Genomic DNA, 15,155 nt, shown 5'->3' on the forward strand with positions numbered 1-15,155 from the left:
ATGGAGATATGAATGGCACATGCGATTCGCTTTTATGAAACCGGCGGCCCCGAGGTGCTCCGCTGGGAGAGCATCGACGTCGGCAAGCCCGGGCCCGGCGAGGTCAGAATCCGCCACGCGGCGGTCGGCCTGAACTTCGCCGACACCTATTTCCGCAGCGGCCTTTATCCCGTGCCGCTGCCCTCCGGCATCGGCGTGGAAGCGGCGGGCGTCGTCGAAGCCGTCGGCGAGGGCGTGACCAACGTCGGCGTGGGCGACCGCGTCGCCTACACCGGGTTTCTCGACACCCTCGGTGCGTACACCACAGAGCGCCTGATTCCGGCTGCGCCGCTCATCAAGCTGCCCGACGCCATCTCGTGCGAAACAGCCGCCGCCATGACCATGCGCGGTCTCACCGCGGCTTACCTGCTGCGTCGCATCCACGCCTTCAAGGAAGGCGACAGCATTCTGCTGCACGCGGCGGCAGGCGGCGTCGGCCTGATCGTGTCGCAGTGGGCCAGGCTTCTGGGTCTGAACGTGATCGGCACGGTGTCGAGCGAAGCCAAGGCGAAAATCGCACGTGCCCACGGCTGCGATCACGTCGTCATCTATCGGCACGAAGACGTCGCCAAACGCGTGCGCGAGCTGACGGCCGGCAAAGGCGTCGACGTCGTGTTCGACAGCGTAGGCAGGAACACCTTCGAAGCCTCGCTGGACTCGCTCAAGCGCCGCGGCCTGATGGTTTGCGTGGGCACGGCATCGGGCCCGGTTTCACCCTTCAGTCCGCAGCTGCTCGCCATGAAGGGATCGCTCTATTTGACGCGCCCGGCGCTCGCCGACTACATCGCCGATCCTGCCGAGAAGGCGGAACTCGCGGGCGAGCTGTTCGGCCACGTCGCCGCGGGGCGCATCAAGATCGAGATCAACCAGCGTTACGACCTGAAGGACGCCGCGCAGGCCCATCGCGATCTCGAAGCCGGCAAGACCACTGGCTCTTCCGTGTTCGCGGTCGAGGGAGACTGATATGAGAATCGAACCCATCACCTGCTCGATCGGCGCGGAACTCGTCGGCGTCGATCTTGCCGACGCCGTGCACGACGACGGCCTGTTCGCCGGAATCCGCGCCGCCTTGCTGAAGCACCGCGTCCTGTTTCTGCGCGACCAGGAATTCACGCGCGCCGAACATGTCGCGTTTGCGCGGCGCTTCGGCGAGCTCGAGGATCATCCGGTCGCGGGCAGCGATCCCGAGCATCCGGGTCTCGTGCAAATCTACAAGTCGCCGGACCAGCCGAACGACCGCTACGAGAACGCGTGGCACACCGACGCCACGTGGCGCGTCGCGCCGCCGTTCGGCTGCGTGCTGCGCTGTGTCGAATGCCCGCCCGTCGGCGGCGACACGATGTGGGCGAACATGGTGCTCGCCTACGAGAACCTGCCCGCGCACGTCAAGGAGCAAATCGAGGGCTTGCGCGCCCGCCACAGTATCGAGGCGAGCTTTGGCGCCGCGATGCCGATCGAGAAGCGCCTCGCACTCAAGGCCCAGTTTCCCGACGCCGAGCATCCGGTGGTGCGTACGCATCCCGAGACCGGCGAGAAAGTGCTGTTCGTCAACGCGTTCACGACGCACTTCACGAACTACCACACGCCCGGGCGCGTGCGCTTCGGGCAGGACGCGAACCCGGGCGCGGGCCTCTTGCTGAGCTATCTCGTCAGCCAGGCGCACATCCCCGAATACCAGGTGCGCTGGCGCTGGAAGAAAAACAGCGTCGCGATCTGGGACAACCGCAGCACCCAGCATTACGCGGTGATGGATTACCCGCCGTGCACGCGCAAGATGGAGCGCGCAGCGATCATCGGCGACGTGCCGTGCTGATCGTGCGCCTCGCTCACCCGCACGCTCATTAGATACCCGATCACTGGAGAACCTCATGCAATTTCTCGACGATTCGCTGCACCCCGAACACCAGGACAAGGTCGTCATCACCGTCGCGCCTTACGGGCCGGAATGGATGCCCGCGGACTTCCCCGAAGACATTGCCGTCACGATGGACGAACAGGTGCAAAAGGCCGTCGACTGCTACAACGCCGGCGCGACCGTGCTGCACATACACGTGCGTGAACTGGACGGCAAGGGCAGCAAGCGCCTGTCGAAGTTCAACGAACTGCTCGCCGGTCTGCGCGAGGCCGTGCCGGACATGATCCTGCAGGTCGGCGGCTCGATCTCGTTCGCGCCGGAAGGCGAGGGCGCCGACGCGAAATGGCTGTCCGACGACACGCGCCACATGCTCGCCGAGCTCACGCCGAAGCCCGACCAGGTGACGATCGCGATCAACACGGTGCAGATGAACATCACCGAGTTGATGATTCCCGACGAGGTCGCCGGCACGTCGCTGCACGAACCGGCCTACTGGGAGGCGTACCGGGAAATGACCGTGCCGGCCGGTCCGGGTTGGGTCGAGGAGCATCTGAAGCGCCTGCAGGCCGCGGGCATCCAGCCGCACTTCCAGCTCACCGGCATGCATTCGCTGGAGACGCTCGACCGGCTGATCCGCCGCGGCGTCTACCGCGGCCCGCTGAACGTCACGTGGGTCGGCATCGGCGGCGGCTTCGACGGCCCGAATCCGTACAACTTCATGGAGTTCATCCGCCGCTGCCCGGACGGCTCGTGCATCACGCTCGAATCGCTGATGAAGAACGTGCTGCCGATCAACACGATGGCGATGGCGATGGGGCTGCATCCGCGCTGCGGGATCGAAGACACGCTCATCGACCAGAAGGGCAGGCGGATGACGTCCGTCCAGCAAATCGAACAGTGTGTGCGGATCGCGCGCGAGCTGGGCCGCGAGGTCGCAAACGGCAAGGAGGCGCGCGAGATCTATAAGATCGGCGTCCAGTACAAGGATGCCGACGAGACCCTTGCGAAGCTCGGGATGACGCCCAATCGCAAGCCCGGGCAGCTCAACGTGCCGCTGCGCGCAGCCTGAGGCCGGTTCGGCGGAACGCCCCGTCGTTCCGCCGCACCCCCGCAGCCCGATCATCACGTCGCGGCACCGGCTCTCGACGAGCGCGCCGACACAATCATCGAGCGGTCCCATGCAAGCTCGTGCGCGGATGAACCGACCCGCGACCTTTTGGAGGAGACAACCTTGTACCTGCGCTGTGTCAAACCCGAATCGGGCGACGTCGCCACGCCGGCCGCCGCCTCGCGCACTTATGCGTGGATCGTCTTCGCGCTGACCTTCGGCCTGCTGCTGTCCGACTACATGTCGCGGCAGGTTCTGAACGCGGTGTTTCCACTGCTGAAAGCAGCATGGGGCCTGTCCGATACGCGGCTCGGCTCGCTCAGCAGCGTCGTCGCGCTGATGGTCGGCATCCTCACCTTCCCGCTCTCGGTATTCGCCGATCGCTGGGGGCGCGTCCGCAGCGTCGTCCTGATGGGCGCGCTCTGGAGCCTCGCGACGCTCGGGTGCGCGATCTCACGCAATTACGGCGATATGTTGCTTGCGCGCGCATTCGTCGGCGTCGGCGAAGCCGCTTACGGCAGCGTCGGCCTGGCGATCGTGTTGAGCATTTTCCCGCCGTCGCTGCGCGCCACGCTCACCGGCGCATTTATGGCAGGCGGCGCGTTCGGCTCCGTGTTCGGCATGTCGCTCGGCGGCATTGTCGCCGTGCATATCGGCTGGCGCTGGTCGTTCGGCGCGATGGCGGCGTTCGGCTTCATGCTCGTCGTCGCGTATCGGCTGACCGTGACCGAGAAGCGTGTCGGCGCATCGCGTTGGACCGGGGAGCATCACGCGTCGGCGAAACCCGCCGCGAGCCCGAGCTTCAGCGTGCTGTTGAAGGGGTTGTTCTCGACGGTGTCCGTGATTTGCGCCTATGTCGGCAGCGCGCTGCAGCTCTTCATCATGGGCGCGGTGCTCGCCTGGATGCCCAGCTTCCTGAACCGCTATTACGGCCTCGCCCCGGACAAGGCCGGCGTCGGCGCCGCGGTCTTTCTGATGCTGGGCGGCGCCGGGATGATCGTGTGCGGCATCGTCACCGACCGGGTCAGCCGGGTCCTCCCGATTCGCAAGTGGGTCTCGGCAATCGTCTATTCGCTGAGTTCGTTCGTCCTGCTCATCGTCGGCTTCCATCTGAATGCCGGCCCCGCGCAGCTCCTCGTGATCGCCGCGGGCATCTTCCTCGTCGCGGGCACATCCGGCCCCGCCGGCGCGATGGTCGCCAGGCTGACGCCGGAAGCGATCCATGCCTCGGCCTTCGGCACGCTCACGCTGGTCAATAACCTGCTCGGTCTCGCGCCCGGCCCGCTCGTCACCGGCATGATTGCCGACCGCATCGGCCTGCTCGGCGCGTTGCAGGTGATTCCGTTCACCGCACTCGCCGCCACGCTCGCGTTCGTTGTCGGCAAGCGACACTACCAGGCGGATCTGCAGCGCCTCGCCACGCTGGAAAAGGCTGCGGTTTCGCATTGATGCTTTACCTGAATTGAATGCAACCATGAAATCCGTCTCGACTCCGACGCTCCTGATCGTTCCAGGCCTGCGCGACTACGTGGAAGATCACTGGCAAACCCGCCTCGAACGCAAGATGCCGGGCGCGCGCTCCGTGCCGCCGCTCGAGCACGACAAGCTCGGTTGCGCGGCGCGCGTCGCGGCGCTCGATGCGGCGCTCGCGCAAATCGGCGGGCCCGTCTTGCTTGTCGCGCACAGCGCGGGCGTGATGATCACCGTGCACTGGGCCCAGCGGCATCCGCGCCGGATCCACGGCGCACTGCTCGCCGCACCAGCCGATCTCGAAACGCCGATGCCCGAAGGCTATCCGACGCGGGACGTCCTGGAACAGCACGGCTGGCTGCCGATACCGCGCGAGCGCCTGCCGTTTCCGAGCATCGTCGCGGGCAGCACCAACGATCCGCTGGGAGGGTTCGAACGGATCGAGGCGCTGGCGCAGGCATGGGGCAGCCGATTCGTGAATGTCGGCGCGGTCGGGCATCTGAATCCGAGCGCCGGCTACGGCGAGTGGCCGAAAGCCGAAGAGTTGATTGCGGAACTCCTGTAGGGGTTGGCGGGCGAGGTTGGCGCGCATTGGGGCGGGCTCGACTACGTCAGCCCCATGACGTTCGAGAAAAACTGGTTCGCCGCTCAGCAGGGGCGAGCCGCATAAATCTCCCGGTGATGGGATTCGCGAAACAGGGGCAAGGTCACCTTTTCCATTCGAAATGAAGCTTTCGGCTTTCATTTGGATTTTCTGGCGTGCGGCTAAAAGGATGGCGCCGACGCAGACGGGTACGCACATCTTTTCAATCTGCTGACGCGATACTGCCGGCAGGGAACGGCGACATTCGAACCCGCAGTTCATGTCGCTTTTCATTTCTATATAAATCGTATTCTCGATAACGATCGGGCAAATAAGGTGCACAGCATTTAGCCCGGCTCGTCTGCTGTCCTGTTTGGTGACATTTTCGCCGCCTCGTTGCGGCGAAATGCAACACCTATCGCACTTGCCTTTGCATGCGTGACGTTTCTCCACGGCACCAAAAAATCGCTGGAACCCTTGTGCGGTAAGGATTCCTGTGTCGCTGGCACAATGTTTGCATTCTAGCGATCACTGGCAGGCCACAGCCCATTTCGGTATTCGGTGTACTTGCCGGTTTTCAACGGGTCGCGCTAATACTTATGGAGACAATAATGAACGAACGTGTAGTTTCGGCGCTCAGAAAGACGTCGTGCGGAATCGGGCTTGCCGTATCCGCCATGCTCGGATGCAGCATGGCCTACGCGTCGCCCGATTATCCGGCGGTCACTTTCGACCGGCTCGCCAATGCGCAGAACGACACGGGCTGGCTGACCTACTACCGCACCTATAACGGTCAATCGCATTCGCCCCTCTCGCAGATCAATCAGTCGAATGTGGCAAGCCTGAAGCAGGCATGGGCCTACAAGTTCCCCGACGAGCTGAAACAGGGCTTCGAAGCCACGCCGATCATCAACGGCAACTACCTGTTCGTGACCACGCCGAAAGACAACGTCTACGCCTTTGACGCGAAGACCGGCGAGCAGCTCTGGAAGTTCGAGCCGAAGCTCGGGGCCGAGTCGTTCAAGACGGCGTGTTGCGACGTGGTCAACCGTGGCGTCGCGCTGTATGGCAAGAACGTCTATGTCGCGATGCTGAGCGGCGAGGTGGCCGCACTCGACGCGCAGACGGGCAATCTGGTCTGGAAGAAGCAGATGTTCGATCCCGGCCTTGGTTACGCGTTCTCGCTCGCGCCGCTCGCGCTGAACGGCTCGATCGTGGTCGGCACGTCGGGCGGCGAGTACGGCATTCGCGGCTATATCGCGGCGCTGGACCCCGAGAACGGTTCGATCCAGTGGAAGCGCTACACGATTCCGGGCAAGGGCGAGAAGGGCGGCGAAACGTGGCCCGACGGCATGCAGGAACACGGCGGCGGCGCGGCCTGGCTGACCGGCACCTACGACGCAGGATCGAACACGCTTTACTGGGGCGTGGGCAACCCCGGTCCGTGGCTCGCGGCGCTGCGCCCGGGCGACAACCTGTACTCCGATTCGCTGCTCGCGCTCGATCCGAAGAACGGCAAGCTCAAGTGGCACTACCAGTACACGCGTGGCGACACGTGGGACTACGACGGCGTCAATACGCCGATCCTCGCCAGGATTACGTACCACGGCAAGGACTACGACGCGATTGTGCACGCCGACCGTAATGGCTTCTTCCACGCAATCGACCGGAATACCGGAAAGCTGATTTACGCCAAGGCGTTCGTCAAGGCGGAATCGGTGACGGGCTACACGAAGGACGGTCAGCCGATTGCGGATGCCAGCAAGTTTCCGAAGGCCGGCACGACCATCGAAACCTGCCCGAGCTTCCTGGGAGGCAAGAACTGGTGGTCGGTATCGTATGACCCGGATCGCCATATCGCCGTGGTGCCGACCCTGCACGCGTGCATGAGCCTGTCCGGCAAACGGGTCAGCTACATGGAAGGGCTGCCGTATCTGGGCGAGGGCTTCGAGATCAAACCGGAACCGGGCAGCGAGGGTTACGGCGAACTGCAGGCCATCGACGTGAACACCGGGAAAAAGGTCTGGAGCCACTGGACCAAGATGCCCTGGAATGGCGGCGTAGCGACGACGTCGACCGGTCTGGCATTCAGCGGTTCGCTCGACGGGCACCTGTATGCGTTCGACACCGCAACCGGCAAGATTCTCTGGACCAGTCCGCAATTGGCGAGCGGCGTCATCGCGCAGCCTTCGGTGTTCGAAGTCGATGGGAAGGAATACGTAGCGGTACTGGCTGGCTATGGCGGCGCCAACCCGATCTGGGGCGGCCCGATGGCCGATACGGCGAAGGAAGTGCCGCGCGGCGGCACGCTCTACGTGTTTGCATTGTCCCAGGACTGATTCTGGCCAGTGCTGCGCCCGGTCATGAGCAGGGCGCAGCACATTCACTCCGCGCCGGAACGTGGCGTGAATACTCGATCGCTTTTTCGCCCCGTGGTGGGCAGCGCCGCTCATTGCCCGGCTCACCGGGAATGACCCGACGCGGCGCCGGACGAATTCAACTTTTTGACAAGTACTACGCCGTGGTTTGCAGGGCTCGCTGAGCCTTCGTGATCCACGCCGCCGGTCTGCGTGCGGCCCGCGCTAAAAGGAATACGAATGAAATATTAATGATCTGACGATTGTTGAAGTTCCTTAACGAACCAATCCCGTGGGGCGGTTCGCGGTTAAAAGAAGAGAAGCCTTTAAGGCTTGAACCAATCAGGAAATCAAGGAGACAAAATGCATACTCGACGCTTTCGGAATATTGTGCTGGCCGTTGCATTGGCAACGATCGCAAGCGCGGCCGCAGCGCAATCTTCGGTAACACTCTACGGCACGGTCGACGCCGGCGTACTCTATCAGAACCGTTCTGCGACCGGCCGTGGCCAGCAGACCCAGCTCGCGACAGGCGGCGTCAATCCGAGCGTCTGGGGCTTGAAGGGTACCGAGGATCTGGGCGGCGGCATGGCCGCCACCTTCGCCCTCGAGTCGTACTTCGCCAGCAATAACGGCAGCCTGATGACGAGCCCCGGCTACCAGACGCAAATCTTCCGGCGTCAGGCCAACGTCGGGCTGACCACGCCGTACGGCTCGCTTACGTTGGGCAAAATGTATACCCCGGCGATCCTCGCCGCCATCGTGACCGAGCCGCGCGAGTTCGCGGAGAACCTGTCGAACCTGTATACGTGGGCCTATAACGAGCTCGCGGCACCCGGCAATGCGTTGGGCGCGGGCACCAGTCCCAGTAACGACGTCGGCGTCTTCATGGGCAACGCATTGCAGTACTCGAACACGCTCGGCCCGGTCTGGCTTGGCGCCGCCTATTCGTTTGGCGGCGTGCCGGGCAGCATGCGCAAGGGCAACGAAATTTCACTGGGTGTGACCTATACCGGCCCGTTCATCGCGTCCGCGGCTTATCAGCAGGTTGCGGATTCCTTGTCCGGCCAGAACGTGAGCCGCCTGTGGAGCGTGGGCCTGGCCAAATCGTTTGGTCCGGTGACGGGCAAGCTCAACTATTTCGACGTGATCGACCGTGGCATCGACGGTGGCGATATCTCGCACGTGACGTCGATCAGTCCGGGCGTCACCTATCAGTGGAGTGCCTCGAATAACGCCGGGCTGGCCGGCTACTACAACAGGTATCGCGGTAGCCACAACAGCACGACGCGTTCGCTGGTGCTGAGCAACGATTTCTCGTTGTCGAAGCGCACCATGCTGTATGCACAGGTCGCGTACGTCGATGCCGGCGCGGTTGGCACGATCGATCCGCTTGAAAGCCTCAAGACATCGATCGTCGCCGGCGGTACAGAGCCGGGCGCGAAGACCGTGCTGGTCAACCTCGGCATCGTGCACCACTTCTAGTCGAAGCGGCAGCACCTGCACCCGGGGGGCGGGTGCAGGTGCAATGCCGACGTGTGCCGACGCAGCGCTCAGACTCGAATTGCTCGACGGCACAAAAGCAAATACCAAGGCCACATGGCAGCCCGCCGAAGGTGAGATGCCTGAGCCCCGATCGCTCGCAGCGGCGGCTGCAAGCGGTGTCGATCCCCTGATGCATCGACCTTGCGCTGCGTGCGCACGATCGAGAATTTTTCCGAAGCGTTGCGAAAAACCGACACCGTGCCGTGTCGCCTCGACATATTTTTGGCGCTTTCAAAAATACGCATCGGGGAGACACCATGCCGAAAACACTCATCGAACCCTTCCGCATCAAGAGCGTCGAGCCCATCCGCATGACTGCGCGTGAAGAGCGCGTCCGCCTGCTCGAAGAAGCGAAGCTCAACGTCTTCAAGCTGCGCGCCGAGGACGTGCTGATCGACTGGCTGACCGACTCCGGCACCGGCGCGATGTCTTCTCGCCAGTGGGGCGCGATTATGGAGGGCGACGAGAGCTACGCCGGCGCCCGGAGCTTTTACCGGCTCGAAGCAACGATCCGCAAGATCACCGGCATGCTGCACGTCGTGCCCACCCACCAGGGCCGTGCGGCTGAGAAGGTGCTGTTCACGGCGACCTGCAAGAGCGGCGACATCGTTCCCAACAACTGCCACTTCGATACGACGCGCGCGAACCTCGAATACCTCGGCGTCGAAGCCGTCGATCTGGTCATTCCCGAGGGCTTGCAGCCGAGCCTCGTTCATCCGTTCAAGGGCGACATCGATCTCGCGCGCGCCGAGGCGCTGCTCAAATCGGCGGGCGACCGCATTCCGTTCGGCATGCTGACCGTCACCAACAATACGGGCGGCGGCCAGCCTGTGTCGATGGCCAACATTCGCGCTTACTCGAAGCTGCTCAAGCAATACGGCAAGCCGCTCGTTCTCGACATCTGCCGCTTTGCCGAAAACGCGATGTTCATCAAGATGCGCGAGCCGGGCTACGCCAATACGCCGGTTGCCGATATCGCCGCCGAGATGTTCTCGTATGCCGATGGCGCGACGATGAGCGCCAAGAAGGACGGCATGGTCAACATCGGCGGTTTTATCGTGCTGCGCGACGATTGCTGGATCGATGCGATCCGCAACAACCTGATCATGATGGAGGGTTTCCCGACCTACGGCGGGCTCGCCGGACGCGACCTCGAAGCGCTCGCCGTCGGCCTCGAAGAGGGGCTCGACGAGGACTACCTGCGCTACCGCCTGCGCACCGCCGAGTATCTCGGCGAAAAGCTCGACGCGGCGGGTGTCGGCTACGTGAAGCCGACCGGCGGCCATGCCGTGTATATCGACGCGCGCACGGTGCTGCCCGATATGCCGGTCGCGCACTATCCGGCGTGGGCGCTGTGCAATGCGCTGTATCTCGAAGGCGGGATTCGCGGTGTCGAGATTGGTTCGGTCATGTTCGGCAAACGCCTCGACGACGGCAGCGAGACTTATCACAAGATGGAGCTGCTGCGGCTGGCGTTTCCGCGCCGCATGTACACGCAATCGCACTTCGACTATGCGGCGGAAGTCATCGCCGAAGTCAAGGCGAGCGCGGCGAGCATCCGCGGCGTGACGATCGTCAAGCAACCTGAATTCTTGCGGCACTTCACCGCCGAGTTCGCCTGGGTCGCTTGAGCGTATCCGAAGGGCGGGCCGAGTGGACTAAAACGCTGAGCCGAAAGGACCAAAACGCTGTGCCGCGCATGCCCTTGCCAGCGTAGCCTCGGCTGCCCTGGCATGGGCCTGTCAAGAAATGGCATCATCGCGCCGTTATATACGACGTAACGATTTTTGGTTCCGTTTTCTTATCAGGCATGAGGTGCAAATGATTAAGCGTTGCGCGGCGATAGCGCTGCTGGTGGGCACTTTGTTTTCGTTGGCGGGCTGCAATACGATCGCTGGCTTCGGTCAGGACATCACAGGCTCGGCCCGGGCCGTTCAGCGCATTATTTAACTGGCTTGAACACGATGCGTTGCGGGGGTCTTTCACCCGCAACGCACGCGGTTCGCTTTAACACCACACGACCCGATCGTAGGCTACGGTGCGCCGGTAGACATTCTTGCCGCGCCAGCTCGTGTACTCCATGTATGCGCAGTCCAGCACCACAATCCAGTTATTCACTCTCATTGCTGCCCCCATTACTTCTGTCCCGGTGGTCGCGCCCGGCTGTTATCCGGTCTCGAAACCAGTCTATGGCGAGAGAACTTGGCGCAATGTTCCGAGCAGAGACGGATATCGCAGCCAGTTCGCTTCTTCGACTCGTTTTGCGCATGGGCGCCCGGTTGTGGCACGTCGCTGCGTAGCGTAGTGGAGAAATGCTCGTTTCCCTAAACAACTACGCAGCATCGCGCGTACCAGCATGCACCTTTCGTGCACTCATTTCGATATTTATTCACGCGTGTCTGTTTTTTGGCACGCGGGCGAGATTGCAACGAGGGTGCAGGTTACGCAATCGCACAACCCCATCAGATCACGATGCCACTGAAGGACAGTTCGCCACCGCACGCGATGAACGAATTAGCGGATGCGGCACGGCGCAGGTCCGCATCCACGACCTGGAGCAGGCGCAAGCCGCGACCGAAGCTGAGAACGGTGCGCTAAAGAACGAACTCGCGCGCTTCCAGCAGGAAATCCGCGAGCGCGACCTGTCGCATCGAACGTGCTCACTTCGCGTCGACGCTAGTTCTACAATGAACGCAGGTCTCGCGGGCAGAACTGGTTTGAAGTTGGCTAACGTTGCGTCTGGCTCGACCAGAATTGATATTCGTGACGGGGCGCGGAAAACGTGTGATTGAAGACCATTTCGACAAATCGTACGAGGTCGAACACGTTTTAAGAGCACGAGGCAGTCAAAGCCTCGTCGAGTTCGTGCAGCGCATCAAGCCACCCGAGGTCGAATGTATCTACGCGCGCGCGTTGGCGGCGCACATGCGTGCGAGGGCGCGGCAGGCGCCGCCCGGCCAGTCCGCGCGCGGGGCACGTTGCACCATTGAATCGTGGAGGTTCGCGTGAGCAGTGAAACAGGAAGTGAAAACGGAAGTGAAAACGGTCCCGACCTGGCCCAGGGCGTGTCCCTCGAATCGTTCGGCACAACTGGCGTGTTGGCGGGCCATGTCGGTGACGACGCGGTCATGATCGCGCGGGTCGGCGATGAATTCCTCGCGGTCGATGCGGCCTGTACGCACTATCACGGGCCGCTCTCCGAAGGGTTGATCGTCGGAGACACGGTGCGGTGCCCATGGCATCACGCATGCTTCAACCTGCGTACGGGCGAGGCGGTGCGCGCGCCGGCGCTGAGTCCTGTCGCGTGCTGGTCCACGGCCATTCGCGGCGACAAGGTCTTTGTGCTGCACAAGCTGGCGCCAGCCGCCAGTTCCGTATCCGTGCCCGCTGGCGCGCCGCAGAAGATCGTCATCGTCGGCGCAGGGGCGGCGGGTTTCGCTGCTGCCGAGCGTCTACGGCGGCTCGGCTACGCAGGCAGCCTGACGATGCTGAGCGACGACGATGCAGCGCCCGTGGACCGTCCGAATCTCTCCAAAGACTACCTGGCCGGCAGCGCGCCCGAGGACTGGGTCTGGCTTCGCGACGATGCCTTCTACGCGGATCAACGCATCGATTTGCGGCTGAAGGCCAACGCCGTGCGCCTCGACGTCGCCGCGCAGGAAGTGGAACTCGCGGATGGCAGCAGGGTGCCCTACGATCGCCTGTTGCTGGCGACCGGTGCCGAAGCGATTCGCTTGCCGATCCCCGGCATGGATTTGCCGCACGTTTATACGCTTCGCTCGCTGGCCGACAGTCGCGCCATCATCGCTCGCGCGGCGAGTGCACGGCGCGTGGTCGTGATCGGAGCCAGCTTTATCGGACTGGAAGTGGCGGCGTCATTGCGCACGCGTGGACTCGAGGTCCACGTCGTGGCGCCCGAGCGGCGTCCGATGGAGCGCGTGCTGGGCCCGGAGATGGGTGATTTCGTGCGGCAGCTGCATGAGGAACACGGCGTTGTGTTTCATCTGGAGAACACCGTCGACGCCATCGACGCGCAGCGGGTATCGCTCAAAGCGGGCGGCAGCGTGGAGGCCGACCTGGTCGTGGCCGGCGTCGGCGTGCGGCCGCGACTGACGCTGGCCGAGCAAGCCGGCCTCGCGATCAACCGTGGCGTGGTGGTCGATGCCTGCTTGCAGACGAGTGTGCCCGGCATCTTCGCTGCGGGCGATATCGCGCGCTGGCCCGATCCGCACAGCGGCGCGGACATTCGCGTCGAGCATTGGGTCGTCGCGCAACGTCAGGGGCAAACCGCAGCGATGAACCTGATCGGCGGACACGAGAAATTCGATTCCGTGCCGTTCTTCTGGAGCCAGCACTACGACGTTCCGATCAACTACGTCGGGCACGCGGAAAGCTGGGATGAACTCTCGGTCGAGGGCAGTATTGCGGCGCGCGACTGCGTGCTGCGCTACAAGCGAGCCGGACGTGTGATCGCGGTAGCGTCGATTTACCGCGACGTGGATAGTCTGCGGGCCGAAGTCGAGATGGAGCGCGGTTCGTCCTGATTCGCGTTGCTTCGCCTTGACGCCGCAGCGATGCCGGCTGGTGCGCCATCTGTGGTGCGCTATGCGCTATTTGGTGTCGTGCTTGTGGAATGCGTCCTTGACGGCGTGATAGCCATGTTTCGATGCATCCGCAATGCCGTGGCCGACGGTTTTCGCGGCGTGGGCCGTCGCGTGGCCGGCGTCGCGCGCAGCATGGCCCACCTTCTGCCCCGCGCTGACCGTGGTGGTCTTGATATCGTGGCCGACTTCGTGGAGATCGGCGTGCGCGACCTGGCTCATCGATGCGAGGACCGCGGCCGTCAGCAGGATTTTCCGGATTTTCATGCAGTGGTTCCTTTCGGGTTTGCATTCGCATCGAGCATCACGGCCGCACGGCCCGCCAGGATGAGGCGAGCGCCGCAGTGGATCGCGAAGCGATAAAGAATCGTATGCGTGTCACCGCTCACGCGCTCGGCCTCGATCGTCAACGGCGCGTCGAGGTCATCCAGCCGCTCGACGCAGGCCTCGACGCTGCGCACGCTGGCGAGGTAGCCCACGCGCGGACGCTCGCGCGCCGCGCCTGGCATGGCGCCAAGCACTGCGCCGTGCACCGCCATGGCCTGAGCCGCGTATTCGATCCCGCAGACCGCCGCAAGCCGCCCGTTCGCGCGCAGCGGATTGGCTGCATTCAGGTGGCTCGTGGCGGTGCAGCGAATGCGTTCGTCATCGAAGGTGACGACTTCGTCGAGCAGACACATCGAGCCCGCATGGGGGATGTGCGCGGCAATCCAGTCGCGGCCGAGCGGCACGGGTAGCGTTGCGAGTGGCGTATCCGGCGATTTCATGATGCGCGCGCGCTGTTTCCTGCCACGTCCGACGGCACGACATCGACCTGCAAGCGCGTGTCGGGCAGGTAATCGAGCACCACGCTCGCCCGACGCTGCGTTGCCAGCGCTTCGAGCAGCGGCAATGCGCGCGCGGCAGGAATATCCCCGCGCAACTGCTCCAGTTCCTCGCTTGCGAGGACGGTGGATGGCGCATCGGTGAGCTGAACCTCGATGCGCGCCAGCGAACGTGCACTAGCTTGCGGCGCCAGCACCATGGCGACGCCGAACATCCCCGTAATCGGCCGCACGGCGCGCATCGGCTCCGGATAGTCGGTATCGAAGGCGACCAGCAGCGTGGGCGTCGCATCCACCGCGACCTGGCACAGGCTGTCGAGCAGGCCCGCGGCGAAGCTGCCGTCGTGCGCGCACAGCACAGTGGACGCAGCCATCGCGCCTGATGCGATGCCCCAGTAACCGGCCGGCGCGTTGTGCACCGAGTTGTGAAAGCGGGTCGGCGAGAAATGCCGGTCGTGGCTGGCGAGTGCTTCGCAGATGGCGTGGCAGTTGTAGCTGTCGCCGCCCGATGAGGTGAACACGCTCGCCAGCGTGGCGGGGTCGCGCGCGCTTGCGGCCGCGGCTTCCTGGCAGACCGCGAGGGCGACGCGCACGGCCGCGCCGGTGCGGCGGCGCTCGGCGCCCGGCAGGCAGGCGGGCGGCGGCGGCGCCGTGGGAGCGCTCGCGTAGGCTGCGCGTTGCGCGAGTACCTGGGCCGCGTGCGGCCAGTCATTCAGTCCGGGCCCGAGCAGCCCGACGCTTTCGATGAATGCGCTCAGTCGGGTCATGGCGAA

Annotated in this window: 12 protein-coding genes and 1 pseudogene; 10 read left to right on the forward strand and 3 right to left on the reverse strand. The window is 63.8% G+C overall.

What is annotated here, in order from left to right:
• Nucleotides 1-12 precede the first annotated feature (12 nt).
• The 10 genes and pseudogenes from EPN59_RS05065 (at nucleotide 13) to EPN59_RS05110 (ending at nucleotide 13,501) form a co-directional block, all read left to right on the forward strand.
• Nucleotides 13-1,002 (forward strand): quinone oxidoreductase, encoded by a 990-nt coding sequence (locus EPN59_RS05065; RefSeq protein WP_293040025.1) that lies wholly within the window; start codon nucleotides 13-15, stop codon nucleotides 1,000-1,002.
• Between the two features lies 1 nt (nucleotide 1,003).
• Complete coding sequence (locus EPN59_RS05070) at nucleotides 1,004-1,852, forward strand: TauD/TfdA family dioxygenase (RefSeq protein ID WP_293040027.1); 849 nt, start codon at nucleotides 1,004-1,006, stop codon at nucleotides 1,850-1,852.
• Between the two features lie 55 nt (nucleotides 1,853-1,907).
• Nucleotides 1,908-2,963 carry a 3-keto-5-aminohexanoate cleavage protein gene (locus tag EPN59_RS05075; RefSeq protein ID WP_293040028.1) on the forward strand — a complete coding sequence of 352 codons (1,056 nt, stop codon included), beginning with the start codon at nucleotides 1,908-1,910 and terminating at the stop codon, nucleotides 2,961-2,963.
• A gap of 168 nt (nucleotides 2,964-3,131) precedes the next feature.
• The gene (locus EPN59_RS05080; protein WP_293040037.1) at nucleotides 3,132-4,451 is read left to right on the forward strand and encodes an MFS transporter; all 1,320 of its coding nucleotides are present in this window, start codon (nucleotides 3,132-3,134) and stop codon (nucleotides 4,449-4,451) included.
• Nucleotides 4,452-4,476: 25 nt separating this feature from the next.
• Entirely contained in the window at nucleotides 4,477-5,037 is a 561-nt protein-coding gene (locus EPN59_RS05085) for an alpha/beta hydrolase (protein WP_293040029.1), read from the forward strand.
• A 629-nt stretch (nucleotides 5,038-5,666) separates the two neighbouring features.
• Nucleotides 5,667-7,394 (forward strand): methanol/ethanol family PQQ-dependent dehydrogenase, encoded by a 1,728-nt coding sequence (locus EPN59_RS05090; RefSeq protein ID WP_293040031.1) that lies wholly within the window; start codon nucleotides 5,667-5,669, stop codon nucleotides 7,392-7,394.
• Nucleotides 7,395-7,745: 351 nt separating this feature from the next.
• Entirely contained in the window at nucleotides 7,746-8,897 is a 1,152-nt protein-coding gene (locus EPN59_RS05095; RefSeq protein WP_293045633.1) for a porin, read from the forward strand.
• A 317-nt stretch (nucleotides 8,898-9,214) separates the two neighbouring features.
• A complete protein-coding gene (locus tag EPN59_RS05100; RefSeq protein WP_293045636.1) occupies nucleotides 9,215-10,588 on the forward strand; it encodes a tryptophanase in 1,374 nt (457 codons plus the stop codon).
• A 1,120-nt stretch (nucleotides 10,589-11,708) separates the two neighbouring features.
• A pseudogene (locus EPN59_RS05105) lies at nucleotides 11,709-11,867 on the forward strand (UTP--glucose-1-phosphate uridylyltransferase); the annotation flags it as partial.
• Between the two features lie 95 nt (nucleotides 11,868-11,962).
• Complete coding sequence (locus EPN59_RS05110) at nucleotides 11,963-13,501, forward strand: FAD-dependent oxidoreductase (RefSeq protein WP_293040821.1); 1,539 nt, start codon at nucleotides 11,963-11,965, stop codon at nucleotides 13,499-13,501.
• A 66-nt stretch (nucleotides 13,502-13,567) separates the two neighbouring features.
• Here EPN59_RS05110 and EPN59_RS05115 read toward each other — a convergent pair whose 3' ends face one another.
• Genes EPN59_RS05115 through EPN59_RS05125 form a run of 3 tightly spaced genes read right to left on the reverse strand, consistent with a single transcriptional unit; the run spans nucleotide 13,568 to nucleotide 15,149 of the window.
• Nucleotides 13,568-13,825 (reverse strand): hypothetical protein, encoded by a 258-nt coding sequence (locus EPN59_RS05115; RefSeq protein ID WP_293040822.1) that lies wholly within the window; start codon nucleotides 13,823-13,825, stop codon nucleotides 13,568-13,570.
• Nucleotides 13,822-14,325, reverse strand: a complete 504-nt coding sequence (locus EPN59_RS05120; protein WP_293045639.1) for a hotdog family protein — start codon at nucleotides 14,323-14,325, stop codon at nucleotides 13,822-13,824. Before EPN59_RS05120 ends, EPN59_RS05115 begins: the two co-directional genes overlap by 4 nt.
• Nucleotides 14,322-15,149, reverse strand: coding sequence for a beta-ketoacyl synthase chain length factor (locus tag EPN59_RS05125; protein ID WP_293033448.1), 828 nt, complete (start codon nucleotides 15,147-15,149; stop codon nucleotides 14,322-14,324). The genes EPN59_RS05120 and EPN59_RS05125 overlap by 4 nt, the downstream gene beginning before the upstream one ends.
• Between the last annotated feature and the right edge of the window lie 6 nt (nucleotides 15,150-15,155).

Origin of the sequence: Paraburkholderia sp. (assembly GCF_004298475.1) — a bacterium.
Lineage (GTDB): Bacteria > Pseudomonadota > Gammaproteobacteria > Burkholderiales > Burkholderiaceae > Paraburkholderia > Paraburkholderia denitrificans.

Excerpts from the sequence above, each read along its gene's own strand:
- EPN59_RS05065 (WP_293040025.1), top strand. The coding sequence starts at position 13 with ATGGCACATGCGATTCGCTTTTATGAAACCGGCGGCCCCGAGGTGCTC.
- EPN59_RS05070 (WP_293040027.1), top strand. The coding sequence starts at position 1,004 with ATGAGAATCGAACCCATCACCTGCTCGATCGGCGCGGAACTCGTCGGC.
- EPN59_RS05075 (WP_293040028.1), top strand. The coding sequence starts at position 1,908 with ATGCAATTTCTCGACGATTCGCTGCACCCCGAACACCAGGACAAGGTC.
- EPN59_RS05085 (WP_293040029.1), top strand. The coding sequence starts at position 4,477 with ATGAAATCCGTCTCGACTCCGACGCTCCTGATCGTTCCAGGCCTGCGC.
- EPN59_RS05090 (WP_293040031.1), top strand. The coding sequence starts at position 5,667 with ATGAACGAACGTGTAGTTTCGGCGCTCAGAAAGACGTCGTGCGGAATC.
- EPN59_RS05100 (WP_293045636.1), top strand. The coding sequence starts at position 9,215 with ATGCCGAAAACACTCATCGAACCCTTCCGCATCAAGAGCGTCGAGCCC.
- EPN59_RS05115 (WP_293040822.1), bottom strand. The coding sequence starts at position 13,825 with ATGAAAATCCGGAAAATCCTGCTGACGGCCGCGGTCCTCGCATCGATG.
- EPN59_RS05120 (WP_293045639.1), bottom strand. The coding sequence starts at position 14,325 with ATGAAATCGCCGGATACGCCACTCGCAACGCTACCCGTGCCGCTCGGC.
- EPN59_RS05125 (WP_293033448.1), bottom strand. The coding sequence starts at position 15,149 with ATGACCCGACTGAGCGCATTCATCGAAAGCGTCGGGCTGCTCGGGCCC.